At 70.7% G+C, this 22,994-nt stretch carries 22 protein-coding genes and 1 pseudogene; 15 read left to right on the top strand and 8 right to left on the bottom strand.

Features of this window, described 5'->3' with window-relative positions; translation table 11 throughout:
* Nucleotides 1–50 precede the first annotated feature (50 nt).
* From ACF07B_RS17195 to ACF07B_RS17140, 12 genes are all read left to right on the top strand, one after another.
* Nucleotides 51–4,631, top strand: coding sequence for a DUF6531 domain-containing protein (locus ACF07B_RS17195; protein ID WP_392179491.1), 4,581 nt, complete (start codon nt 51–53; stop codon nt 4,629–4,631).
* A gap of 11 nt (nt 4,632–4,642) precedes the next feature.
* Nucleotides 4,643–5,227, top strand: a complete 585-nt coding sequence (locus tag ACF07B_RS17190; protein ID WP_392179490.1) for a hypothetical protein — start codon at nt 4,643–4,645, stop codon at nt 5,225–5,227.
* Between the two features lie 99 nt (nt 5,228–5,326).
* On the top strand, nt 5,327–5,947 hold the full coding sequence (locus tag ACF07B_RS17185) for a hypothetical protein (protein ID WP_392179489.1): 621 nt from the start codon (nt 5,327–5,329) through the stop codon (nt 5,945–5,947).
* A 393-nt stretch (nt 5,948–6,340) separates the two neighbouring features.
* Entirely contained in the window at nt 6,341–7,075 is a 735-nt protein-coding gene (locus tag ACF07B_RS17180) for a hypothetical protein (protein ID WP_392179488.1), read from the top strand.
* A 20-nt stretch (nt 7,076–7,095) separates the two neighbouring features.
* Nucleotides 7,096–7,956 carry a hypothetical protein gene (locus ACF07B_RS17175; protein ID WP_362408244.1) on the top strand — a complete coding sequence of 287 codons (861 nt, stop codon included), beginning with the start codon at nt 7,096–7,098 and terminating at the stop codon, nt 7,954–7,956.
* Entirely contained in the window at nt 7,953–9,263 is a 1,311-nt protein-coding gene (locus ACF07B_RS17170; protein ID WP_369480607.1) for a CpaF family protein, read from the top strand. Before ACF07B_RS17175 ends, ACF07B_RS17170 begins: the two co-directional genes overlap by 4 nt.
* 119 nt (nt 9,264–9,382) lie before the next feature.
* The gene (locus tag ACF07B_RS17165; RefSeq protein ID WP_362408281.1) at nt 9,383–10,312 is read left to right on the top strand and encodes a type II secretion system F family protein; all 930 of its coding nucleotides are present in this window, start codon (nt 9,383–9,385) and stop codon (nt 10,310–10,312) included.
* Nucleotides 10,309–11,232 carry a type II secretion system F family protein gene (locus ACF07B_RS17160; RefSeq protein WP_384236676.1) on the top strand — a complete coding sequence of 308 codons (924 nt, stop codon included), beginning with the start codon at nt 10,309–10,311 and terminating at the stop codon, nt 11,230–11,232. Before ACF07B_RS17165 ends, ACF07B_RS17160 begins: the two co-directional genes overlap by 4 nt.
* Nucleotides 11,233–11,295: 63 nt before the next feature.
* Entirely contained in the window at nt 11,296–11,547 is a 252-nt protein-coding gene (locus ACF07B_RS17155) for a hypothetical protein (RefSeq protein ID WP_037627216.1), read from the top strand.
* A 90-nt stretch (nt 11,548–11,637) separates the two neighbouring features.
* Nucleotides 11,638–12,018 (top strand): TadE family protein, encoded by a 381-nt coding sequence (locus ACF07B_RS17150; protein ID WP_362408283.1) that lies wholly within the window; start codon nt 11,638–11,640, stop codon nt 12,016–12,018.
* Nucleotides 12,015–12,461: a TadE/TadG family type IV pilus assembly protein gene (locus tag ACF07B_RS17145; protein WP_384236679.1), complete on the top strand. Its 447-nt coding sequence runs from the start codon at nt 12,015–12,017 to the stop codon at nt 12,459–12,461. The genes ACF07B_RS17150 and ACF07B_RS17145 overlap by 4 nt, the downstream gene beginning before the upstream one ends.
* A complete protein-coding gene (locus ACF07B_RS17140) occupies nt 12,458–12,925 on the top strand; it encodes a pilus assembly protein TadG-related protein (protein WP_392179487.1) in 468 nt (155 codons plus the stop codon). Before ACF07B_RS17145 ends, ACF07B_RS17140 begins: the two co-directional genes overlap by 4 nt.
* Nucleotides 12,926–12,970: 45 nt before the next feature.
* Here the strand turns inward: ACF07B_RS17140 and ACF07B_RS17135 are convergent, their stop codons facing one another.
* The 8 genes and pseudogenes from ACF07B_RS17135 to ACF07B_RS17100 all read right to left on the bottom strand — a co-directional run.
* Entirely contained in the window at nt 12,971–13,354 is a 384-nt protein-coding gene (locus ACF07B_RS17135) for a hypothetical protein (protein ID WP_369480605.1), read from the bottom strand.
* 44 nt (nt 13,355–13,398) lie between these two features.
* Nucleotides 13,399–13,728 carry a hypothetical protein gene (locus ACF07B_RS17130; RefSeq protein ID WP_392179486.1) on the bottom strand — a complete coding sequence of 110 codons (330 nt, stop codon included), beginning with the start codon at nt 13,726–13,728 and terminating at the stop codon, nt 13,399–13,401.
* Between the two features lie 34 nt (nt 13,729–13,762).
* Nucleotides 13,763–14,320: a hypothetical protein gene (locus ACF07B_RS17125; protein ID WP_392179544.1), complete on the bottom strand. Its 558-nt coding sequence runs from the start codon at nt 14,318–14,320 to the stop codon at nt 13,763–13,765.
* A 103-nt stretch (nt 14,321–14,423) separates the two neighbouring features.
* Nucleotides 14,424–14,885 carry a DUF4279 domain-containing protein gene (locus ACF07B_RS17120; protein ID WP_392179485.1) on the bottom strand — a complete coding sequence of 154 codons (462 nt, stop codon included), beginning with the start codon at nt 14,883–14,885 and terminating at the stop codon, nt 14,424–14,426.
* A gap of 8 nt (nt 14,886–14,893) precedes the next feature.
* Entirely contained in the window at nt 14,894–15,316 is a 423-nt protein-coding gene (locus ACF07B_RS17115; RefSeq protein ID WP_392179484.1) for a DUF4279 domain-containing protein, read from the bottom strand.
* Nucleotides 15,313–16,011 (bottom strand): hypothetical protein, encoded by a 699-nt coding sequence (locus ACF07B_RS17110; protein WP_392179483.1) that lies wholly within the window; start codon nt 16,009–16,011, stop codon nt 15,313–15,315. Before ACF07B_RS17110 ends, ACF07B_RS17115 begins: the two co-directional genes overlap by 4 nt.
* Before the next feature lie 79 nt (nt 16,012–16,090).
* Nucleotides 16,091–16,450, bottom strand: coding sequence for a toxin-antitoxin system YwqK family antitoxin (locus ACF07B_RS17105; RefSeq protein ID WP_392179482.1), 360 nt, complete (start codon nt 16,448–16,450; stop codon nt 16,091–16,093).
* Between the two features lie 262 nt (nt 16,451–16,712).
* A pseudogene (locus tag ACF07B_RS17100) lies at nt 16,713–17,153 on the bottom strand (putative T7SS-secreted protein); the annotation flags it as partial.
* A 639-nt stretch (nt 17,154–17,792) separates the two neighbouring features.
* On the opposite strand from ACF07B_RS17100, the gene ACF07B_RS17095 reads away from it, so the two are divergent.
* The 3 genes from ACF07B_RS17095 (at nt 17,793) to mqnC (ending at nt 22,994) form a co-directional block, all read left to right on the top strand.
* The gene (locus ACF07B_RS17095) at nt 17,793–20,816 is read left to right on the top strand and encodes a BTAD domain-containing putative transcriptional regulator (protein ID WP_392179481.1); all 3,024 of its coding nucleotides are present in this window, start codon (nt 17,793–17,795) and stop codon (nt 20,814–20,816) included.
* 118 nt (nt 20,817–20,934) lie between these two features.
* Nucleotides 20,935–21,672, top strand: a complete 738-nt coding sequence (locus ACF07B_RS17090; RefSeq protein ID WP_392179480.1) for a prepilin peptidase — start codon at nt 20,935–20,937, stop codon at nt 21,670–21,672.
* A 122-nt stretch (nt 21,673–21,794) separates the two neighbouring features.
* Nucleotides 21,795–22,994 (top strand): cyclic dehypoxanthinyl futalosine synthase, encoded by a 1,200-nt coding sequence (mqnC, locus tag ACF07B_RS17085; RefSeq protein ID WP_351863092.1) that lies wholly within the window; start codon nt 21,795–21,797, stop codon nt 22,992–22,994.

Genomic DNA, 22,994 nt, shown 5'->3' with positions numbered 1-22,994 from the left:
TCGCCGGTGCGTACGGGTGTTGCCGAACTGGACGTGACGGGGGTTGCGGCATGGCGGGGAATCGGCCGGGGGACTGGCATGTCCTGGACCTGGACAAGGATCCGACGCCGGGAGATCCGGACCGGGTGCGGCAGCTCTCGAAGAATCTGCACGACTTCGCGGACGACGTGTCGGAAGCCCTGCGCCTGATCAAGGGGATGGCGGACGAGGACGCTGTCCTGCGGTGGGCGGGGAAGTCGGCGAAGGCGTTCCAGGGCGAGTTCTCGGGTGTGCCGAAGCAGCTGAAGAAGCTGAAGAAGTCGTACGAGATGGCGGGGGACGCGCTCGCGGACTACTGGCCCCGGCTGGAGCGGGCGCAGGCGCTGGCGGACAAGGCGCTCGCGAAGGGGCGGGAGGCGCAGGCCGATCTCACCTCCGCCAAGTCCCGTCTGGCGACGGCCGATTCGTGGGTGACGCGGGCCGGCAAGGAAGCGGACAAGTACAAGGACGATCCGACCGGCAGCAAGGACGCGGAGAAGCCGGACGAGGCGAAGGTGCGGGCCGCGACGCGGGACGCGCAGCACGCCAGGTCGGCGCAGACCTCGGCCCGGTCGGACGTGACGGACGCGAACAGTGCTCTGGACGCGGCGAAGAAGATGGCGGCTGATGCCCGCAGGATGCGGGAGGAGGCGGCGCGGGACGCGAAGTCGAAGATCGACGAGGCGTCGGACGCCGGTATTCACAATCGGAAGTGGTGGGAGGAGGTCGGGGACTGGTTCTCCGACAACTGGGACACCATCGTCACGGTGTGCAAGGTCGTCGTGGCCGTGGTGGGCATCATCGCGATGATCATCGGGGGGCCGATCCTCGGCGCGATCGTGCTGATCGCGGCGCTGGTCGTCCTCGCCGACACGCTCAATAAGTATGCGAAGGGGCAGGCGTCTCTTTGGGATGTGGCCTTCGCGGCGCTGGACTGCATACCCGGCATGAAGGGGTTGACCACCCTGGGCGGACTCGCCAAGGGGCTCAAGGGCCTCAAGGCCTTCGGCAAGACCGGCCTCAAGGGCATGGCGCTGGGGATCAAGGGGTTCGGCAAGGGCACACGCTCTCTCGGGCGGCCGATGGAGAAGCTCTTCACCTGCGGCGATCCCATCGACATGGCGACCGGCCAGATGGTGATGTCCGAGACCGACGTGGCGCTGGACGGGGTGCTGCCCTTGGTGCTGGAGCGCGGCCATCGCACCGGACTGACCGGCGGCCGGTACTTCGGGCGGGCCTGGAGCTCCACTCTCGATCAGCGGTTGGTCCTCGACGCCACGGGCGTGCGGTTCTTCACCGCCGACGGCATGATCCTCACCTACCCCGTGCCGGAACGAGACGTGCCCGTCCTGCCCGTGGAAGGCCCGCACTGGCCGCTGAGCTGGGACGGAGGTCCCGGCGGGACACTCTCGGTGAACCAGCCGGAGACCGGTCGGGCGCTGACCTTCCGGCCGCTGAAGGGCCTGCCGGCGCACGAACTGCCCCTCGCCGTGATCGGTGACCGGAACGACAACACGATCACGATCGCGTACGCCGCCGACGGCAGCCCGGCCGAGATCGCCCACCACGGCGGCTACCGCGTCGGTGTGACCTGCGAGGCGGGGCGGGTCGTGAACCTGACCCTGCTCAGCGACCCCGCGCGGCCGACCCTGATGACGTACGGCTACGACCCGCAGGGGCGTCTCACGGAGGTCCGCAACTCCTCGGACCGGCCGCTGAAACTGGCCTACGACGACCGGAACCGTCTCACGGGCTGGGAGGACCGCAACGGCGCCTGGTACCGGTACACGTACGACGAGCGGGGCCGGTGCGTCGCCGTCAACGGTGTGGACGGGATCCTCGACTACACCTTCGCCTACGACGACGAGCGGCATCTGACCCGCGCCGTCAACTCCCTCGGGCACACCACCTCCTACCAGTTCAACGACGCCTACCAACTGGTCGCCGAGACCGACCCGCTGGGTCACACCGTGCTCCGTGAATGGAACAGGCGGGATCAACCGATCTCCCGTACCGACCAGTTGGGCCATGTGACCCGTATGGAGCGGGACGCCTTCGGGCGCCTCACCGAAGTCCGTCTGCCCGACGGGACCGTCTCCGGAGCCCGCTACAACACCCTGGGGCTGACCGTCGAGCTCACCGGTTACGACGGCACGGTCGTACGGCAGGAGTGGGACGAGCGGGGCAACTGCACCTCGCTCACGGACACCGACGGGACCACCACGGTGTTCACCCGGGACCGCGCCGGCGCCGTCACCTCGGTGACCGACGCCCTGGGAGCGGTCCAGCGGTTCGCCAACAACCCGGCAGGGCAGGTCGTCTCCGCCGTCGATCCCCTGGGGGCGGAGACCCGATTCGCGTACGACTCCTTCGGGCGGGTCGCCGCCGTCGTGGACCCCTTCGGGGAGACGACGCGCCAGGAATGGACCGTGGAGGGTCACCTGGCCGCCCGGACCGGCCCGGACGGGGCGACCGAGACATGGACGTACGACGACGAGGGGAACCGCCTCACGCACGCCGACGCGCTGGGCCGGGTCACCCGGTTCGAGTACGGCGCCTTCGACCTGCCGACGGCGCGCACGACGCCGGACGGGACGCGGTACGCCTTCCGCCACGACAGCGAGCTGCGCCTCTGCCAGGTCGTCGGCCCGCAGGGACTGACCTGGGACTACACCTATGACGCCGTGGGCAACCCGACGTCCGAGACGGACTTCGACGGCCGGACCGTCGGCTACGCCTACGACGCGGCGAGCCGGCTCATCGGCAGGACCAACCCGTCGGGGCAGAGCACCACGTTCTCCTACGACGCCGTCGGCAACCAGGCCGAGAAGACCGTGGACGGCCGGACCACGGTGTTCACACACACCGGGGACGGCCGTCTGCTGCGGGCCGCGGGCCCGGACGCCACACTCACGCTCCGCTACGACGACTCCGGGCGCATCGTCGGAGAGGCGGTGGACGGACGGGAACTCGCCACGTCGTACGACGCCGTGGGCCGGCCGGTCCGCCGCACCACACCGGCCGGTGCCACGACGACGTACACCTACGACGCCGCGGGGAACCGCACCGCGCTCAGCGCCTCGGGTCACGTCCTCACCTCGTCCTACGACGCGGCGGGACGCGAGACGGCCCGTGCGTTCGGGCACGGCCTCACTCTCGGTTTCGGCTGGGGCACCGGGGACCGCCTCGGCTCCCAGACCCTGGAGGACTCCCGTGCCTCCCGTCTGCTCGCGCGCCGGACGTACTCGTACGGCGCGGACGGGAACCTGACCGGGGTCGACGACGGGGCCGCCGGCCGCCGCACCTTCGACCTGGACGCCCTGGGCCAGGTCACCGCGGTACGGGCCGCGGACTGGACCGAGTCGTACGCCTACGACGCGACGGGCAATGTGACGAGCGCGGACTGGCCCGGACACCGCGACCAGCCCGAGGCGCGGGGTGCGCGTGCCTACACGGGCAACCGCCTCGTCCGTGCCGGTTCTCTCCGCTACGAGTACGACGCCGCCGGCCGCGTGATCCTGCGGCGCCGGACCAGGCTGTCGCGCAAGCCGGATATCTGGCGCTACTCCTGGGACGCCGAGGACAGGCTCGTCGGTGCCACGACCCCGGACGGCACGCGCTGGCGTTATCTCCACGACGCGCTCGGCCGGCGGGTGGCGAAGCAACGGCTGGCGGCGGACGGGGTCGCGGTCGCCGAGGAGACCCGCTTCGTGTGGGACGGCCCGCATCTCGTCGAGCAGACCGGCCGCGTGGCCGGCCCGCCCGGGGGAGCCGCCCGGGAGACGACGCTCACCTGGGAGCGCGACGACACCCGTCCCTTGACCCAGATCGAGCGCACGACCGTGACCGGTGCGTCCCAGGACGCCGTCGACGAAAGGTTCTTCGCCATCGTCACGGACCTGGTCGGCACTCCGACCGAACTCGTCGACGAGACCGGCGGAATCGTCTGGCGCGGCGACACCACACTCTGGGGACTGGAGTCCTACCCGGATCCGGGTTCCCGCCCCGGCCAGGGCTCCGGCGCGTCCACCCCTCTGCGCTTCCCCGGCCAGTACCACGACCCCGAGACAGGGCTCCACTACAACTGCTTCCGGACGTACGACCCGGCGTCGGCCGTCTACCTCAGCCCCGACCCTCTGGGCATGGACGCCGGACCCAACCCGCGCCGCTACGTCCTCAACCCGCTGCTGTGGTCCGACTATCTGGGCCTGAAGCAGTGCTCCAAGATCCTCGGCGACAACATGGCGAAGGAGGGCCGCACGGTGGGAGCCGGAAACGCGGCGGCTCACATCGTCCCCTCCGGGTTCTCCCGCGGCGGCGGCCCCCGGATGCGGACGCTCCTGGCGAAGTACAAGGTCGACATCAACGACGCGGCCAACGGCATCGCGCTCGGACATCCGCGGCCGCACAACTTCACCCACAGCAACCGGTTCCTCGGCCGGCTCGACGCCCATCTGCACAACGTCGTCGCGGACCGTGTCGCCCGGGGCTTCGGCGACCGCGCGATCCGCACCGTGCTCCGGCGGGAACTGCGCAGTATCGGCCGCCAGATCGAGGGGGAACTGGCGGGCGTCACCACCGCGGTGCCGAGCACCGCCTACTGGACGGCGTGATGATGTCCTTCATGAACTCGAAGCCCCTGGCCGTGTACCGCCTGATGCCGAGCGCGCGGAATCTGCGCACGCTTCGTCTGGACGACTCGCTCATCGACCTCAAACGCTGGCAGTTCCAGGGTGATCGGGCCCCGCGGCCCACCGCGTTCGCCGCGGAGTGGACGGGTGACCCGGAGGCCCGCGAGGCCGAGTTCGCGTCCGACTATCCCGGCGCCCCGATTCTCGGCGGCCGGCTCGCGGACCGCCTGCGGGACGACCTGGAGAAGTCGGGTCCGCTGCTTCCGGTCCGCGTCGAAGAGCCGTCCGCGGACACGTACCTCCTCCACCTCGTGGAGCAGGTCGTCGATTGCGTGGACACCCGCGCGTCCTCGCAGCCGAAGAAGGCCACCGGTGAGATGCAGAAGACCGTCTTCCGCCCGGACGCGCTCCCGCTCGCCCTGCCTTCCTTCCGCGTGCCGCAGTTCCCCGTCGGGGTCCAGTGGAACGGCTGGGCCGTCGACCGCCTGACCGGACTGCTCGGGGACGACATCGAGGCCCGCCTGGTCTGGTCGGAGGACCCGGCCGCCAGGCCTCATCCCCATCCATGGGGGTTCTGAGTCCGCCGACGGCGGTCGTTCAGGTGCTTCGACGTCCTCGCCGCAGCCTGGCAGACCGACCGGCGTGCCTGACCGACCGCAGCCTGGACGGGACCGTAAATGACCGACAGCACCTCACACCCCCTCACCGTCTACCGCCTGCTTCCGAGCATGGGCGAGTTCCGGACACTGCTCCTCGGCGGTTCCCTCAGAAAACTCATCCGCTGGCAGATCACCGGGTCAGCGACGGATCTGCCGCCCTCGTTCAGCGGCTCGTGGGACGGCAACCCCGGCCGGCGCAAAGGCGAGTTCCCGAGCGGCTATCCGGGCGCTCCGATCCTGAGCCGGCGCGTCGCGGACCTGCTCGCCGAGGACCTGTCGGAATCGGGCCCCTTCGTGCCGGTCGTCATCGAAGCAGCCGATCCGGCCTTCCCCGCTGACGCCGGCGGCTCGGACGACTACGTCCTCCACCTCGTGGAGCAGGTCGTCGACTGCCTGGACACACGCCGTTCGTCCAGGCCGAAGAAGACCACCGGCGAGATCACCGAGGCCGTCTTCCGCGCGGAGGCCCTGCCCGTGGGGCTCGCCGCGTTCCGGGTCCCCGAGTTTCGCGGCGGCGTCCACTGGAACGGCTGGGCCGCCGACCGGCTGAGCGAACTGCTCGGGGACGACATCGAGGCCCGCCTGGTCTGGTCGGAGGACCCGGCCGCCAGGCCTCATCCCAGCCCCTGGGGGTTTTGAGTCCGGTCCTGGTCCGGTTCTTCCCGCGCCCTCTTCCGGCCCGTTCCGTGAGCACCTCGTGCAGGCATCGTGCACGGTACGTGACGGAAGTCCCGGGCGGCGGCGGCGATTCGCTGGCGCACAGACGACGGACCGGCCGACTGTCCGGCTCAACACGGAACCGGACGGCTGTCGTTGCGCGTCGATAACGTCGAGTCAGGTGCGCCTCGGGGGCCTTGGAGCTTCTTGAGGGGCCTATGGGTGGCTGATACGGTGCCATGGCCTGACACTCGCTCCGGCGTCGGCCGTACGGCCAGGTCGCACGGTACGTCCAGTAAAGGGGCTCGGGGGTGAAGTGTCCTACTTGGCACGTGAATTGACAGACATTTTCTTGGGTGTACGGGGAGCGGTCGCGTGAGGATCCAAGAGCGTACGGGGGCGGGCAACAACCGTTCCGCCACGTCGGCTCACCCGGCGATGGGCGAGCGTCTTCCCACCCCGCCTCGCGAGCGCAAACCCGCGTTGGCCGCCCTCGCGGTGCTCCTCGTCCTCGTCGGCGCGCTCGGCGCCACCATGCTGGTGCTGCGCGCCGGTGACCGGGTCGAGGTCGTGAAGGTGACGAGCGACATCCAGGCCGGTGAGTCGGTCGGCGATCACGCGACCTCCGTACTGGTCGCGGACGATCCCTCCATCCACTACGTCCCGTGGGAGCAGGTCGGACAGCTCAAGAAGCTCAAGGCCAAGTCCCCGATCTACAAGGGGACCGTGGTCATCGGCGAGATGTTCGCCTCAGGCTCCGCGCTTCCCGACGGCAAGGCCTCCGTGGGCGTCTCCCTCAAGGAGGGCCAGTACCCCGCGGGCATCAAGTCCGGTGACACGGTGGCCGTCTACCGTGTCGGCGACACCGGATCCGGTGGGAGCCGTTCCTCGGCGGGTTCGTCGAACTCCTCGGGTCCGGGCGCCTCGGGCACGGACGGCGCCCCCCTCGTCGAGCGGGCGAAGGTCGGTTCCGTCCAGGACCACCAGGACAGCACGATCAGCAGCACCAACCTGCCGGTCACCCTGATCGTGGACAGCGGCCAGGCCGCGTCCGTCACGCAGGCGGCCTCGGCGGGCCAGGTCGCCCTCGTCATCGTTCCCGGCAACTAGAGGCGAGTGGGTAGACAGACATGGCGCTCATCGCCCTCGCCGCAGACAAGGGTTCCCCCGGAGTCACCACCGCAGCGGTGGCGCTCTCCGCGGTCTGGCCCCGCAGGGTCCTGCTCGCCGAGACCGACCCCGCCGGCGGCGACCTCGTGTACCGCAGCGCGGCGGCCCACGGCGGCCCGCTGAACCCGAACACCGGCATGCTGTCGATCGCGGCGACCGCCCGGCGCGGTCTCGTCCCCGATCAGCTGTGGGACCACGTCCAGCCGCTGAGCGGCGGACTCGACGTCCTCGTCGGACTCGGGATCGCCGAGCAGGCCGCCGGTCTCGCCGGTCTGTGGCCCACCCTGGGCCGGGCGTTCGCGCAGCTCGCCGACTCCCCGAACGCGCCCGCGGACGTCATCGCCGACTGCGGCCGGATCAGCGGGGACACCCCGGCGTCCGAACTGTTCCCGCACGCCGCCCTGGTGCTCCTGATCTCCCGCACCGAGCCCGAGGCCATCGCCCGCGTCCGTGACCGTGCCGCCGCGCTCTCCGCCAAGCTGCACGGCGGACCGCGCGGCGCCGGCGGCCTCGCCACACCGTTCATCGGCGTCGTCCTCGTCGCGGACCCGGGCGACTCCGCCAAGCTCGTCCACCAGGTCAACGACATGCTCGTGGCGGCCCAGACCGGAGCCCGCGTCGTGGGCACCCTCGCCGACGACCCGGCGGGCGCCGCCCAGCTGGCCGGGCGGCGGCGCGGCCGTCTCGACAAGTCGCTGCTCATCCGTTCGGCCCGCAAGGTCACCGCGGATCTGTACCAGCAGTACGGCGCGGCGTGGTCCGTACCCGCCGACGGCCCCCGTGCCGGGCACGGACAGCCCGCCGCCGGAGCCGGCCGATGACCGCCGTCGACCATCAGCTGGTCAAGCGGTTCCGGCAGGACGCCGGTGACCGCATCTCCGAACAGCGCCGCGAGGACCAGGTCCGCGGTGTCACCCCGATGTCCGGCGAGGACGAACGGCACTACGCCCGTGCCGTCATCGCCCAGATACTCGAGGACCACGCCCGCAGCGAGATCAACCTCGGCCGGACCCCGCTCGACGCGGAGACCGAGGAGCAGTACGCGGCCGCCGTCCACGCCGCGCTCTTCGGCGTGGGCCGTCTCCAGCCGCTCCTGGACGACCCGGAAGTCGAGAACATCGACATCAACGGGTACGACGAGGTCTTCATCGGCTATGCCGACGGCCGGGAGACGAAGGGGGACCCCGTCGCCGAGACCGACGAGGAACTCATCGAGCTGATCCAGGTCCTCGGCGCGTACTCGGGTCTGTCGTCCCGGCCCTTCGACTCCGCGAACCCGCAGCTCGACCTGCGGCTGCCGGACGGCTCCCGGCTCTCCGCCGTCATGGACGTGACCCGCCGGCCGGCGCTGTCGATCCGCCGTGCGCGCCTCGGCAAGGTCTTCATGTCCGACCTCGTCGGGAACGGCACCCTGACCCCCGAGGTCGCCCACTTCCTCGCCTGCGCCGTCCGGGCCCGCAAGAACATCATGATCGCGGGCGCCACCAACGCCGGCAAGACGACCCTGCTGCGCGCCCTCGCCAACGAGATCCCGCCGTACGAGCGGCTCATCACCGTCGAGCGCGCACTGGAACTCGGCCTCGACACGTTCGCCGAACTGCACCCGAACGTGGTGGCCTTCGAGGAACGCCTGCCCAACTCCGAGGGCCAGGGCGCCATCACGATGGCCGAACTGGTGCGCCGTTCGCTGCGTATGAACCCCTCGCGCGTCATCGTCGGCGAGGTCCTCGGCGACGAGATCGTCACGATGCTCAACGCGATGTCGCAGGGCAACGACGGCTCGCTCTCCACGATCCACGCGAACAGCTCCAGCGAGGTCTTCAACCGCATCTCCACGTACGCGCTCCAGGCGACCGAGCGGCTGCCCATCGAGGCCAGCCAGATGCTCATCGCGGGCGCGGTGAACTTCGTGGTCTTCGTCCAGCGGCGCAACGACTACGAGTCCGGGGGCAGCCTCCAGCGCATGGTGACCTCCGTGCGCGAGGTCAACGGTGTCGACGGACGGGTGCTGTCCAGCGAGGTGTTCGCCGAGGCCCCGGACGGCCGGATCGTCCCGCACGCGCCCATCGCCTGCCTCGACGACCTTGTCGCGCAGGGCTACCGGCTGCCCGGCAGCGGGAATTGGTGACGACGATGACCCAGGACATGACGACGCCGGCCGCGGCCGTGCCGCATCTGACCACGGCCGTGATGCCGGCCGGGCCCCCGGGGACGACCTCGCTCGCCGCGCTCGACTCGCTCGGCTCCATGGGCGGACTGTTCTCCCTGCCCGTCCTGTACGCCCTCGGGTGCGGGATCGCCGTCGGCGGCGGCCTCGCGCTGTTCGCCGTCGCCGTGCGCGGACTGCCCGCCAAGCCCGAACACGAGAAGCACAAGGCGAGCGAGCGCGCGGGCGAGCTGATCCGGTTCGCCGGACAGCGTGGTTCGATCGCCGCCATCGCCGGCCTTGTCGTCCTCCTCCTCACCCGCTGGGCCGTCGCCGGTATCGCGGCCGGCATCCTCGTCTTCTTCTGGGACAAGCTCTTCGGCGGCGCCTCCGAGGAACGGGCCGCGATGCGCCGGGTGGAGGCACTGGCGTCCTGGACCGAGTCGCTGCGCGACACCATCGCGGGCGCGGTCGGCCTGGAGCAGGCCATCCCGGCCTCGGCACGCGCCTCCGCCCCCGTGCTGCGGCCGCATCTCGACGCCCTGGTGGACCGGCTGCGGTCCCGCACACCGCTCCCCGAGGCCCTCCAGCAACTGGCCGACGAGATCGACGACGCGTCCGCCGACATCATCGTGGCCGCGCTGATCCTCAACGCGCGGCTGCGGGGCCCCGGTCTGCGCCAAGTGCTGGGCGCGCTGGCCAAGTCGGCGCGCGAGGAGGTCGACATGCGGCAGCGCGTGATGGCCCAGCGCGCCTCGACCCGGCGTTCCGTGCAGATCGTCGTCGCGGTGTCCATCGCCTTCGTCCTCGGACTATCGATCTTCAACCGTGAGTTCGTCGAGCCCTACGGCACGGCGGTCGGCCAGCTCGTTCTCACCTGCGTCTGCGGCCTGTTCGGCCTCGGCTTCTGGTGGCTGCGCAAGCTGTCCACGATCGAGACGCCGGAGCGGTTCCTGGTACGGGACGAGTCGTCCGTGCGGTTCGTCCGGCCCCGTACACCGGTTTCCGGGGATGAGGCGGTACGCCGATGAACCTGACCATGCCGATCCTGATCGGCGCCGTCCTGGGCCTGGGCGTCTACGTCCTCGTCCGCGCGCTGATGCCGTCGAAGCGCAGCGCGGTCGCGCAGGTCGCCCGGATCGACGCGATGCGGGCCCGCGGGGCGGCGTACGAGTCCGCGCACCACGGACAGCAGGACCGCGGACGCCTCGGCAGCCTGCGCGCCCAGGTCGGCGCGCGTGTCGCCGAGCTGTATCTCCAGCAGGGCTGGGAACAGCGCTCGCTGCGCGCCGATCTGGCGGTGCTCGACCGGAGCTGGGAGCGGTTCCTGGCGACGAAGGTGCTGCTCGCCGCGGCCGGCGTCTTCTTCGGCCCGTTCCTCTTCGCCGTCGTCTGGACCCTCGGCGTCGGCCGCAGTCCGATCATCCCGGTCTGGCTCGCGCTGCTCTTCGCGATCGTGTTCTTCTTCCTCCCCGATCTGGAGGTGCGGCGGGACGCGGTGGACAAGCGGCGCGATCTGCGGCGCGTGATCGGCGCGTATCTGGACCTGGTGTCGATGAGCCTGGCCGGCGGGCGCGGTCTGCCCGAGGCGCTGCTGGCCGCCGCCGAGATCTCCGACGGCTGGGCCACCCAGCGCATCCGCAACGCGCTCGCCGACGCCCGGATCACCGGCATCAGCCAGTGGCAGGCGCTCGGCTCGCTCGGCGAGGAGCTCGGCGTCGAGGAGCTGAAGGACCTGTCCGCCTCCCTGGCGCTGGTCTCGGACGACGGCGCCAAGGTGCGGGAGTCGCTCGCCTCGCGTGCCGAGACGATGCGCCATCGCGAGCTCTCCGAGATCGAGGGCAGCGCGGGCGAGAAGTCCCAGTCGATGCTCGTCGCCCAACTCCTGCTGTGCGCGGGCTTCCTGGTCTTCCTGATCTTCCCGGCGGCGATGCGTGTGTTCCAGGTCTGATCGTCCGCCGTGCCCGAAGGGCCACCAGTCGGCCACCACTATTTTTTGAGAGGACAACTCACCATGAACGGACGGAACTTCAGTACCGGGATCCCGGGGGTGGACTTCCTGATCACCTTCCTCCAGGGGCGGGTGCAGCGTGCCCGCTCCGGCGAACTCGACCGGGGCGCGTCCGCGGTCGAGTGGGTCATCATCTCCGCCGTCGTCGTCGCCATCGTCGGCGTGGTCGCCGCGATCATCAACGCCGCGCTGAGCGACGGCGCCAACAAGGTCGGCAACTGCATCAAGGGCGCCGACGCCGGCAAGACCTGCTGAGTTCCGGGGATACGCGTGCGCGAACATCGAGGGGTACGTCGCTGGGTGCGCCGCAGGGTGGAGGCAGCCTCCGCCCGCGGCGACTCCGGCATGACCGCGATCGAGTTCGTGCTGCTCACTCCGGTGCTCTTCTTCATGATCTTCGCGACGGTGCAGTTCGCGCTGTACTTCTTCGCGGACCACGTCGCCCAGGCGGCGGCCCAGGCGGGCGCCCGCAAGGCCCGCGCCACCGCGGACGCGCAGCCCGGCGCGTGGCGCGGCGAGGCGGGTGACGTCGTCGACAGCTACATCCGCCAGCTCGGTCCCAAGCTGGTGCTGTCCCCGGACGTGACGATGCTCCAGCCGGAGCCGGACACCGTGGGGGTCGAGATCACGGGCAGGGTCCCCTCGGTCTTTCCGGGCCTGAACCTGACCGTGCACGCGCAGTCGTCGGGGCCGGTGGAGAGGTTCGTGAAGGAGGAGGCGCCGTGACGGGACCGAAGGCTCCGCTCGCCGCGCTCCTGGACCGCGTGTCCGGGTACCGGCGCGACCGGGGGCTGTCCACCATCGAGGTGGTCATCCTCGCGCCGGTGATGATCCTCTTCATTCTCGTCCTGGTGGCCTTCGGGCAACTGGTCGACGGACGCGGTGCGTTGGACGGCGCCGCTCGGGACGCCGCGCGGGCCGGTTCGATCCAGAAGGACCACGCGACCGCCATGGCCGAGGCGAGGAAGGCGGCCGAGGCCGACCTCGGGGACGTCTGCTCGGGTCCGGTGAACGTGACGCAGACCAGCGCGGGCTTCGAGCCGGACACGCTCTTCACCGTCGAGGTGAGCTGCGAGGTACGGGGTCTCGCGATGATCGGCCTGGACGTGCCGACCACGCTGGAGGCCTCCTTCAGTTCCCCGCTGGACCCGTTCCGGAGGACGGCATGAAGCTGAACTCCGCCGTACGCGGCTGGGCCGCCCGGCGCCGGGAGCGGCTCGACGACCGGGGCTCGGGCGCCGGCGCGGTCATCATCTTCGCGCTGGTCTTCCTGTCGCTCTCGGCGTTCGTCATCGACGGCGGCATGTCCATCTCCAAGCGGGAGAGGGCCGCGGACATCGCCGAGCAGGCGGCCCGTTTCGCCGCCCAGGACATCGACCTCGAATCCCTCTACGAGAACGAGAACGGCCCGGCGCCCATCAACTTCGAGAACTGCGGCGCCCGGGTGAAGGCGTTCGCCCGGGAGATGGGCATGTCCGGCGCCGACATCGCGGCCACCCACTGCGTGACCGCCGACGCGGAGCAGGTGGAGGTCGAGGTCCAGCTCACCTACTCGCCGGTCTTCACCGGCATGTTCTACGGCGGTGACGTGACCGTCCACGGTCGGGCCGTGGCGGAGAACGAGGTGGGCTGAGCCGGGCGGGAGCCGTCCTGGTGGCGCGGTCGGCCGGGACACCGCTCAGTTCACGGCGATCCCGAGATCCCGCGTCAGAATCTCCAGCAGGCGTGTCTCGGGCACGTCCGGAACCCGGTACCGGGCGTTCCTGACGTGCGTGAGGAATTCCCGGGGCAGGGAGACGTGGTATCTGCCGAGGTAGTACGGAAGGTCCTGACGCCACAGCCAGGTCCCGTCCGTGAAGAGCGAACCGACGCCGGACAGGACCGGGGCCTCAGGGTCCAGGACGTCGGGCCCGGCGCTCATCTCGGCCCAGATCCCGGCACCCCGTCCGAGGTAGCCGGTGATCTCCGCCTCGTCCGGCTCACCGACGGGATTCACGGACTCCCGCAGAAGCCCGCCCAGGGGAAGCCCCCACCCGGGCCCGAGCTCGGAAAAGAACCCCACGGGCCGAATCATCCCAGCGCCTCCGTCACGGTTCCGCCCTCGGGCTACTTCGCCCCGTCCTTCTTCTCCGTCTTCACGCCCTCGGAGACGTCCTTGGCCAGTTGGTCGTCGAGCTTCTTGAACTCGCGGACCACGGCGTCGGACATCTCCGCGAGGGCGTCGAGGGCCTGGCCGATGTCCTCGCGGCCGTCCTCCCAGCCGGATTCGAAGTCGTCCAGGGCGTCGTAGACGGTGTGATCGCCCAGGTCGTCCCGGTACGACTCGAAGAGCTTCTTGGTGTGGTTCAGCCGGGTCTTGATGTCCCGCAGCCGCCCGCCGTAGTCCTCCAGCTCGCTCAGCGAGAGCGCGAGGTCGCTCTTGCCGCCACCACCCATGCCGGTTCCCCCTCCTGGAGTCCTGAAGTCCCGGTCAGACGAACCGGAACGTGCCGGTCACCGCGTCGAAGATGTCGTGGAACGCCTCGGCCAGACCGAGCACCGGGCTGGCTCCGGAGACGAGAACGACCTGGTCGGTGGTTCCCGGGACCGGAATGTAGGTCTGGGTCAGCACCATACGAAGGGTACGGGTGTCGCCCTGGGCGACGGGTACGTCCTCGACGCCGAACGTCCGGGCGGCAACACCGACTTGAGGGATGTCGACGGTGGTGACCGTGTGCCAGGCGTCGCCCTCGCGGCGGGCGGTGACCGTCCCCAGGCTCTCCGCGATGGCACGCGGGTCGGTCGACAGCGCCACGCCCTGTTTGTTCCTGGCGCCCAGCACCGAGACGGTGAGGGTCGCGGTCAGCGGGACGCCGTCGAAGTTCTCGGCCATGCAGCCCATGTACACGGCCCCCGAGTCGTACGCGTCCTTGGCCATCTTGCGCAGCTCGGCCGCCAGGTCGCCCCGGTACTCGGCGAGTTCGGGAACCCCACGGATCCGCTCGTCGACGAGGCCGCGGACGGTCGCGTCCCGGCCCTCCGGGCGGATGTCGAACTCCCATCAGGAATCCGGGACGGACAGCGAGAAGCCCGAGGACAGGCCGGGGTTCTCCGGAGAGGTGGAGCTTGCGGTCAAGGTCGGACGCCTTCCTTCAGGTGGCCCGGTGCGATCCGTCCGGGGCCGGCAGCCAGTCCAGCAGATCCTCGGACCGGACGGGGGGACCGGCGTCCGTGGTGAGGGACACCGGCAGGTCGAGCCGGGCCGCGCGCGCCAGCGCGTAAGGGGAGAGAAAGGTCCGGGAACCGCTCCGCACGTGGCCGCTCAGGTCCAACTGCACGGAGTGGCCACGGCGCCGGATGTCCTGGACCTCTTCCAGAAGGGGAGAGATGAGCGCGACCAGTTCGTCGACGAGCCCGTCGAATCCCCGCTCCGGCGCACCGGTCACCTGGAGTGCCCAGCATCCCTCGCCGGGCCGGAACGACGCATCGCGCGTCGCCTCCCTGGAGAACGTGGGCGTGATGCCCAACGCGGCGGTGATGTCCCGCGGTTCCAGGTTCCGCCCGGTGATGAGCAGGGCGGCTCGGGGGGTGTCCCACGAAGAGACGAGTTCCATGCGGATCCTCACCGATCACTGACGCTGGTGGTGACCGTGACGGGAACGCCGAGGGCAGCAGCTGTCCGGACGACCTCGGGAGCCAGCACGAACGTGGCCCCGCGGCCGACGAATCCGAAGAGGTCGAGGTGGATGTCGTAGCCCTGGGACGTCAGTTGGGCCAGTGAGGAGGATCGGGGCCCGACCAGGTCCATGAGGGTGCGGAGCTGATCGCTCAGTCCTCCCGGCAGTCTGTCGTGCACCTGGAGTGCCCACAGTCCGCTCCGGGGCGGTGACACCCGATCGCGGTGATCGTTTCCCGGCCTCCGGACCGACGTCGGAGGGAGCGAGAGGGTCCGGGTCACGAGATCGGCGTCCAGGTCCTGCTTGCGGACGACCAGCGTCACCGCGGTCTCGGCCCAAGGGCCTTCCTTGTGCGTGTACTCGATCACGCGTCCTCTTCGTCGAAAGTGACGGGGTTGTACGTCTTCGCGTGGGCGGCGAGGAAAGCGACGGCTTCCTCCGGCAGGGGAAGGGGTGCCGCGGCCACGTAGTCGAGGAGCCTTTTCGGTGCGTAGTAGTCGACGAAACGGTATTCCACTCGGGCCGGCTCGGCCGCGTCGGCGTACCGGTGCGCCACTCCGAGGGCCTCCAGCAGCTCGGAAAGGCCGTACGCGCCGACCTCGTCCCCGAGATCGACGGGAAGCCGGTAACGGGTCACGTCCGAGGACGAGACCGGAAGTGCGCCCGAGCCGATGGCCCGGAGCTGGGGGAGACCGAAGCCGAACCATGGACCGGTCTTCTTCACGAGCATCCAGCGATCGGACATCCGGCTCTGGAAAATGTCGCACTCGTCTCCCGAGAAGACAGGGCGCATGCTCAGGCCCATCCTTGTCAACGGCGGGTGCGACGCTTCCAGACCGGGGATTTCTTCGTGCCCGGCCTGAACGAGGTGGACGAACTCCTCGTGGAACTCGCCACGTCTGTCCGATTGCTCAAGGCATGAGAAGTGGAGATTGCCGTCGAGGAAGGACGGGGAATCGGACCAGGGATCCCGGACCAGGCGGTATCCGGTGATCTCGCCGCACTGGCCGTCGATCGGGGGAGCCGGATCACCGCAGATCCGGCAGCGATTGCTGAAGTCCATGGGGCTCCTGACGGCGGTCGGCTCGGCGGGAGGTGAGGAGAAGAGGAGGAGGGAAGGAGGAGGGAAGCCGGGGTCGGCCTCACACGTCGAAGGTCCGGTCGTCGACGAGTTCGCCGCTCTCCGACCACTTCTTGATCGATCTCACCATTCCGCGCGCGCCGTATTCCTTCTCCAGGGCCAGCCGACCGTTCTGGTGCCAGTCCCGCCGGCGGCCGTACGGAATTCCTCGTCGGCATTGACCTTCCGCTCTGTCCGCTCCATCCGCATACCATTCGCGGATGGGACCGTCCTCCAAGCCTTCGGTATAGGTGGTCATGGCGACCACCTGACCCGTCCGGGGATTCTTCTCGACGGTCTCTCCGGTGAACAGCAGACCCTGATAGGTCAGGGACTGGTCGATTCCCATGTCCAGTTCGGGGTCGTCGACGTCGATGCGCATCAGTAAGTGACTCCAGGTATGAGGACTTGGTCGCTCGGCGGCCAGCCAGGAAACCTGCCTGCGACGCTGTCCACGCCGCCCGCTTCGGCACGCCGAGGTGAAAGCCACGAACATGGCACTGCACGACCGTGCCGCCGCGGGCCTCCCGGACGGTGCTTCCGCGATGCGGGAAATCACGATGAACACCCACTTTCCCTGCATGGGAGGTGGCAAGCCCGCCCCGTTCTGCGCCAACTGTCACAATGTCCTTCTGCCGTTCCTTGGCGTGCTGGGCGGCACGTGTCGCGCGCCGGACGGCGGCCTCGTCCGGCGGGGGCACGTTCTCGCCGCGGTGCTTGTCCGGGGCGTAGGAGTCGGCCTTCGCGGTGGCCGTGTGCACCCAGTCGTCGGCACCCGAGAGCGCGGTCCTGGCCGTGGACAGGTCCTGGCGGGCCTTGCGGCCGTCGCGCAGCGCCTTGTCCGCCTTCTGCTGGGCGTCGTCCAGGTCCGGCCAGTACGAGGCGAGCGCGTCGCCCGCGATGTCGTAGGACTTCTTGAGCTTCTTGAGTCGGCCGGGGACGTCCTCGAACTCCGACGCGAAGGCGTCCGCCGTCTTGCCCGCCCACTTCAGGGCCGCGTCGTCGTTCGCCAGCCCCTTGACGTCCCGCAGGATGTCCGCGACGTCGTCGGCGAAGTCGTGCAGCGAGCCCGCGAGTCTGCGCACCCGCTACGGGTCGCCCGGCGTCGGGTCGCGGTCCAGGTCGAGTAGGTGCCAGTCCGTCGGCCTGTTCGACACGCGTTCCCCCGTAACACCCGCAACCTCTGCATCAGAACGTACGTGTGAACGTAGCGCGCTGATCATTGCGACTGGAACGCCGAACCGGGCTTCGTCGAAGGGTTGTTACGGGCGGAGCGCGGTGACCGCCGAGTCGTACGGCCCGGCGGCGGCACCGGGGGTGCTTCTCGGTGGTGAGGCCGGCGTGATGCTCTGATAGTATTGATCTTGAGCTGGTCGGCGGAAGTCGCACAGACCGGCCATGCGTTGGTGGTCCAAGGAAAGACGCCCCGCTTCCTGCGGGGAAATGCAGGTGCAAGGCCTGCCCGGCGCTCCACGAAGACCCTGTCCCGAATCCTCGGGGCAGGGTCTTTTTTCGTCCTGATGCTGTGAAGGGTGTGTGGGTCCGGCGGGGGTGACGGGTCGCGGGGCGGGGCGGCAACTCGGTTGTCCGGGACGGTTGGTGACGAAACGGACGCGCGGTCGACAATGCCATCTGCCCGACCTTCGACACCCTCCCTAGACTCTCAGTAGGCTCGGGCCACCCCCGAACTCACGCCCTCATCAGACGACCCCAGGACACCCGCCATGGCGCGACGCACCACTTCCAGTTCGACGGGCGGCTCGCCGGGTCCGAGGAATCGGACGCCGCAGCCCCTGCCCCGGCGTCGTCGGACGTTCGGGGACTTCGTGAAGGCGTTCGGGGCGTTCGTCGCCCTGCTGGTGCTGCTCGTCGGCGTGCCCGGCGCGCTGGTCGTGGCCGTGGGCTGGCCCCTGCCGCACGGCGCACCCTCGCTGGACTGGCTCCAGCAGGAGATCACCGTCGGCACGTTCATCCACGTGCTGACGGTCATCGTGTGGTTCGCGTGGGCGCAGTTCACCGCGTGCGTCCTCGTCGAGATGAAGGCCGCGCTGTCGGGCGTCGGGCTGCCGAACCGTGTCCCGGGCGCGGGGGCGAGCCAGTTGCTGGCCCGTCAGCTCGTCGCGGCACTCCTGCTCGTCGGCGCCGCGGCGGCGAGTTTCACGCCGGGCCTCTCCCAGCTCGGCCAGAGCCTGGAAGGCAATCAGCACGGCTCCGTCGCCGCCGCTCAGCAGACCCCGGGCGGGCTGTTCGGGCAGCAGGAGCGGGCCGCCACCGCGGCGGCCGCCGCCGTCGCCGAACAGGCCGCCGACGCCTCCCAGGCCGCGGCGCAGGCGGACAGCGGCACGTCCGCCCGGCACGGCGACACGAAGTACTACCGGATCCAGCCGCCCGAGGGCCGTCACCACGACTCGCTCTGGGAGGTCGCGCAGCGCCACCTCGGCGACGGGCGCCGGTACAAGGAGATCTACGAGCTCAACAAGGACCGTACGCAGCCCGACGGGTCCAAGCTGTCCGAGGCCAGCCTCATCCGGCCCGGCTGGATCATGGAGATGCCCGGCGACGCCCACGGCGGCGAACTCGTCGAGATGCCCGACGGCAGGCCCGGGATCCCGGAGCAGGCCCAGCCGCAGATCCAGCGGCAGATCCACGACTACGCGAAGACCGGCGATCACCAGCAGGCCGGCGGCCGGCAGGGCAGCGGCGCCGACCGGGCCGACCGGGACACCGCGCACTTCCGCGTGCCCCAGCAGCGGGCCGGCGGCGACCAGGGCCAGGAGCGTGAGCGCGCCGCCGACGAGGCCGCCACGGACTCGCGCGACGGGCAGAGCTCGCGGCCGGCCGCCGAGGAGAGCGGGTCCGCCTTCGGGCTGCCCGAGGCACTCGTCGGCGCGCCGCTCCTCGCCGCCGGCCTCCTCGGCGCCCTCGGCAGGCGCCGCCGCCAGGCCCTGTGGCAGTCGGCGCTCGGTGCCGTCCGCGGGCACCGGGGCATGGAGCCGCCGGTTCCGACCGGATCCGCCGCGGACGCCCAGGACGCGCTGCTCGTCGGTGCCGACCCCGACGGCGTACGGCTCCTCGATCTGTCGCTGCGCGGGCTCGCGGCCGCTCTCGCCGCCGAATCCCGCCCGTTGCCGACCGTCTACGCGGCCTGGCTCGGCGGCAACGGCGATCTGCACCTCCAGCTCGCCCAGCCGGCCGGAAAGCCCCCCACGCCGTGGCAGCTCGGCCAGGACCAGACGTTCTGGATGCTGGCACGGGCCGACGCCGAGCGGTACGAGGAGACCGACACCGCCGCCCCGTACCCCGGCCTCGTCAGCCTCGGCACCATGGACGACTCGCGGCTGCTGCTCAACCTGGAGGCCGTGCCCGGCATCGTCTCCCTGAGCGGCAGCGCGACCGACCGCGCGGGCGTCTTCGCCTCCGTCGCCGCCGAACTGGCCACCAACGGCTGGTCGGACCGCATGACGATCACGCTCGTCGGCTTCGGCGAGGACCTGACGCCGCTCGCGCCCAACCGGCTGCGCCACCTCGACGACATCGAGGCGCTCGTCGAGACCATGGAGGCCGAGACCCGGCAGCGGCGCGGCGCGCTGGGAGCCGCCGGGCACGACTCCGTGCTCACCGGCCGTACCGGGCCCGCCCAGCACACCCGTTGGGCCCCGCACCTCGTCCTCCTCGCCGCCGAGCCGTCCCCCGTCGACGCCCTCAGGCTCGCCGAACTGGCGGCCGACGCGGGGCGGTTGGGGATCGGCTATCTCGTCGGCACCGAGAGTGGCGAACTGCCGGGCGCTGCCTGGGAGATGGAGATCACCCGCGAGGGCAAGCTGCTCGCTCCGCTCCTCGGGCTCGAACTCGACGCGCAGACACTGCCGGTCGCCCAGCAGCGCGCGGTCGTGGAACTCTTCGTCGGGGCGGACCCCGAGGGCGGACCCGACGGGCCGACCGACACCCCGCCGTTCCTCGTCGACATCAGCGAACAGGGGCGGCCCGCCGTGTACGCGCGGCTCGTGGGCCCGTACGAGATCATCGGCCTGGAGACGCCCGAGGGCGAACGCAGTCCGCTGCTGCACGAGGCGCTGGCACTGCTCCTGCTGCACCGCGAAGGCGTGCACCCACGCGTGCTGTCCTCCGCGCTGTGGCCGCGCGGTGTCACCGAGGACGTGCGGGACGCGCTCGTCGAGCGGTTGCGCGGCTGGCTCGGCACCGACCCCGACGGCACCGCCCGCCTCGGCGCCGACGCGACCGGGCGGCTCACGCTCGCCAAGTCCGTCGTCTCCGACCTGGACGTGCTGCGCTCCCTCTATCACGAGGCGACGCAGGGCAAGGGCGTCAACAGCCGTGTGGTGCGCGGGCGGTTGCTCACCGACGCGCTCGTCCTCGTCCGCGGCCCGCTGCTCGCCGACCGTCCCGAAGGACGGTACGGCTGGCTCACCCACGAGATCATCGACGCCCAACTGCCGCTGCTCGTGGCGGACATCGGGCTCGCGCTCTCCGCGTTCCACCTGGAGAAGGACCGGGCGGAGAAGGCGATCGAGGCGCTGAACGCGTCGATGAACTCGGCGCCGGCGGACGAACGGCTGTGGAACGAGCTGCTGCGCGCGACGCACGCCACGGGGGACGAGGACAAGGTGAAGCGGCTCGCCGCGGACCTGGTGGCCCGCAGCGGGGCGCGGGGGCTGCCGCCCCGGACGGAGGCGCTGCTCGACGAACTGCTGCCCACCTGGCGGAGCGGCGCGGCCGCGGTGAGCTGACCTCACCGACCCGGCCGTCGGATCCGTATCGGGGCAGGCCGCCGACGGTACGGATCTCGCGGCTGCCGTGGCCGTCGCACCGGAGACACTCCGGAGTCACTCTTCCTGGGGGGAACGCGTGGATCTCGACCTCTGGCTCGTCGCCGTCGCCGCACTCTGGGGTGCGGCGGCCGGGCTCCTGGTGCCCCGGCCCGCGTACCGCTTCGCCGTCGACCCCGACGAACCGTGGCGGGACCGCTGTCCCGAGGGGCAGCCGATCACCGGGGCCGCGCGGGGATGGCTGGGGCTCGCCCGTTCGCCGGGCGGAACCCGTTACGGCCCCGGCGTCCTCCTCGTCGCGCCGGTCACCGCCCTGCTCTGCGCCGGGCTCGCCGCCGCGACCGGTACGCGCCCGGAGCTGGGCGTCTGGCTGCTGCTCACGCCGCTCGGCGTGCTGCTCGCCGTGGTGGACTTCCGGGTGCAGCGGCTGCCCGACGCGCTGACCCTGCCGCTCGCGGCGGCGGCGCTCGTGCTGCTCGGGGCGGCCGCCGTGCTGCCCGAGCACGCGGGGGACTGGCCGACCGCGCTGTTCGGGGCGCTCGCGCTCGGGGGCGGGTACTTCGTGCTCTTCCTCGTCAACCCGAACGGCATGGGCTTCGGCGACGTGAAACTGGCCCTCGGTCTCGGCGCGGTGCTCGGCTGGTACGGGTGGAGCGTGGTCGTCCTCGGGACCTTCGCCGGGTTCCTGTTCGGCGCGCTGTACGGGACGGTGCTGGTGATCGCGCGACGCGCGGGGCGCAAGACGTCGATCCCGTTCGGCCCCTTCCTGATCGCGGGGGCGTACGTGGGCCTGCTGATCGGGGCTTACGCGGCCTGACACCGGCCGGCGCGGTCGGCTGGGTCGGCGCGGCGGGGCGGCGGGCCTGGCGTCGGCCGGTCGGGCGGGCTGGCGTAGGGTGGTTGGGTCTGTCCACAACCCTTACGAAAGGGACGCTCCCGGTGACCGAGAAGGCCGACCTTCAGTCCGTGCTGGACCGTGCCGCCGAGGGTGGGCGCATCACTCCGGAAGAGGCGCTCGTCCTCTACCGCGACGCCCCGCTGCACGCGCTCGGCGCAGCCGCCGACGCCGTACGCCGCCGCAGGTACGCGGGTACGGAGCACATCGCGACGTACATCATCGAGCGCAACATCAACTACACGAACGTGTGCGTCACGGCGTGCAAGTTCTGCGCGTTCTACGCGGCTCCCAAGGACACCGCCAAGGGCTGGACCCGCGACCTCGACGACATCCTGCGCCGCTGCGCGGAGACCGTCGAGCTCGGCGGTACGCAGATCATGTTCCAGGGCGGGCACCACCCGGACTACGGCGTCGAGTACTACGAGAAGCACTTCGCCGCGATCAAGGGCGCCTACCCCGAGCTGGTCATCCACTCCCTCGGCGCGTCCGAGGTCGAGCACATGGCCCGTATCTCCAAGGTGAGCGTGGAGGAGGCCGTCCAGCGGATCCACGCGGCCGGTCTCGACTCGTTCGCGGGCGCCGGCGCCGAACTGCTCCCCGCCCGCCCGCGCAAGGCGATCGCCCCGCTCAAGGAGAGCGGCGAGCGGTGGCTGGAGATCATGGAGATCGCGCACGGCCTGGGCGTCGAGTCGACGTCCACCATGCTGATGGGCACCGGCGAGACCAACGCCGAGCGCATCGAGCACCTGCGGATGATCCGCGACGTACAGGACCGGACGGGCGGCTTCCGCGCCTTCATCCCGTACACCTACCAGCCGGAGAACAACCACCTGAAGGGCCGTACGCAGGCGACGCTCTTCGAGTACCTGCGGATGATCGCGATCGCCCGCCTGTTCCTGGACAACGTCGCCCACATCCAGGGCTCCTGGCTGACCACCGGCAAGGAGGTCGGCCAGCTCTCCCTGCACTACGGCGCGGACGACCTCGGCTCGATCATGCTGGAGGAGAACGTCGTCTCCTCCGCCGGTGCCAAGCACCGCTCCAACCGCATGGAGATCATCGACCTGATCCGCAAGGCGGACCGTGTCCCCGCCCAGCGGACCACGACGTACGAGCACATCGTCGTCCACGACGACCCGGCGAACGACCCGGTCGACGAGCGCGTCATGTCCCACATCTCCTCGACGGCGATCGAGGGCGGCACAGCGCACCCCGAGCTGAAGCTGCTGGCCTCCAACTAG

Origin of the sequence: Streptomyces sp. NPDC015532 (assembly GCF_043078065.1) — a bacterium.
Classification (GTDB): domain Bacteria; phylum Actinomycetota; class Actinomycetes; order Streptomycetales; family Streptomycetaceae; genus Streptomyces.
Note: the sequence above shows the minus strand (reverse complement) of the source record. Positions and strands in the feature narration are given on the sequence as shown.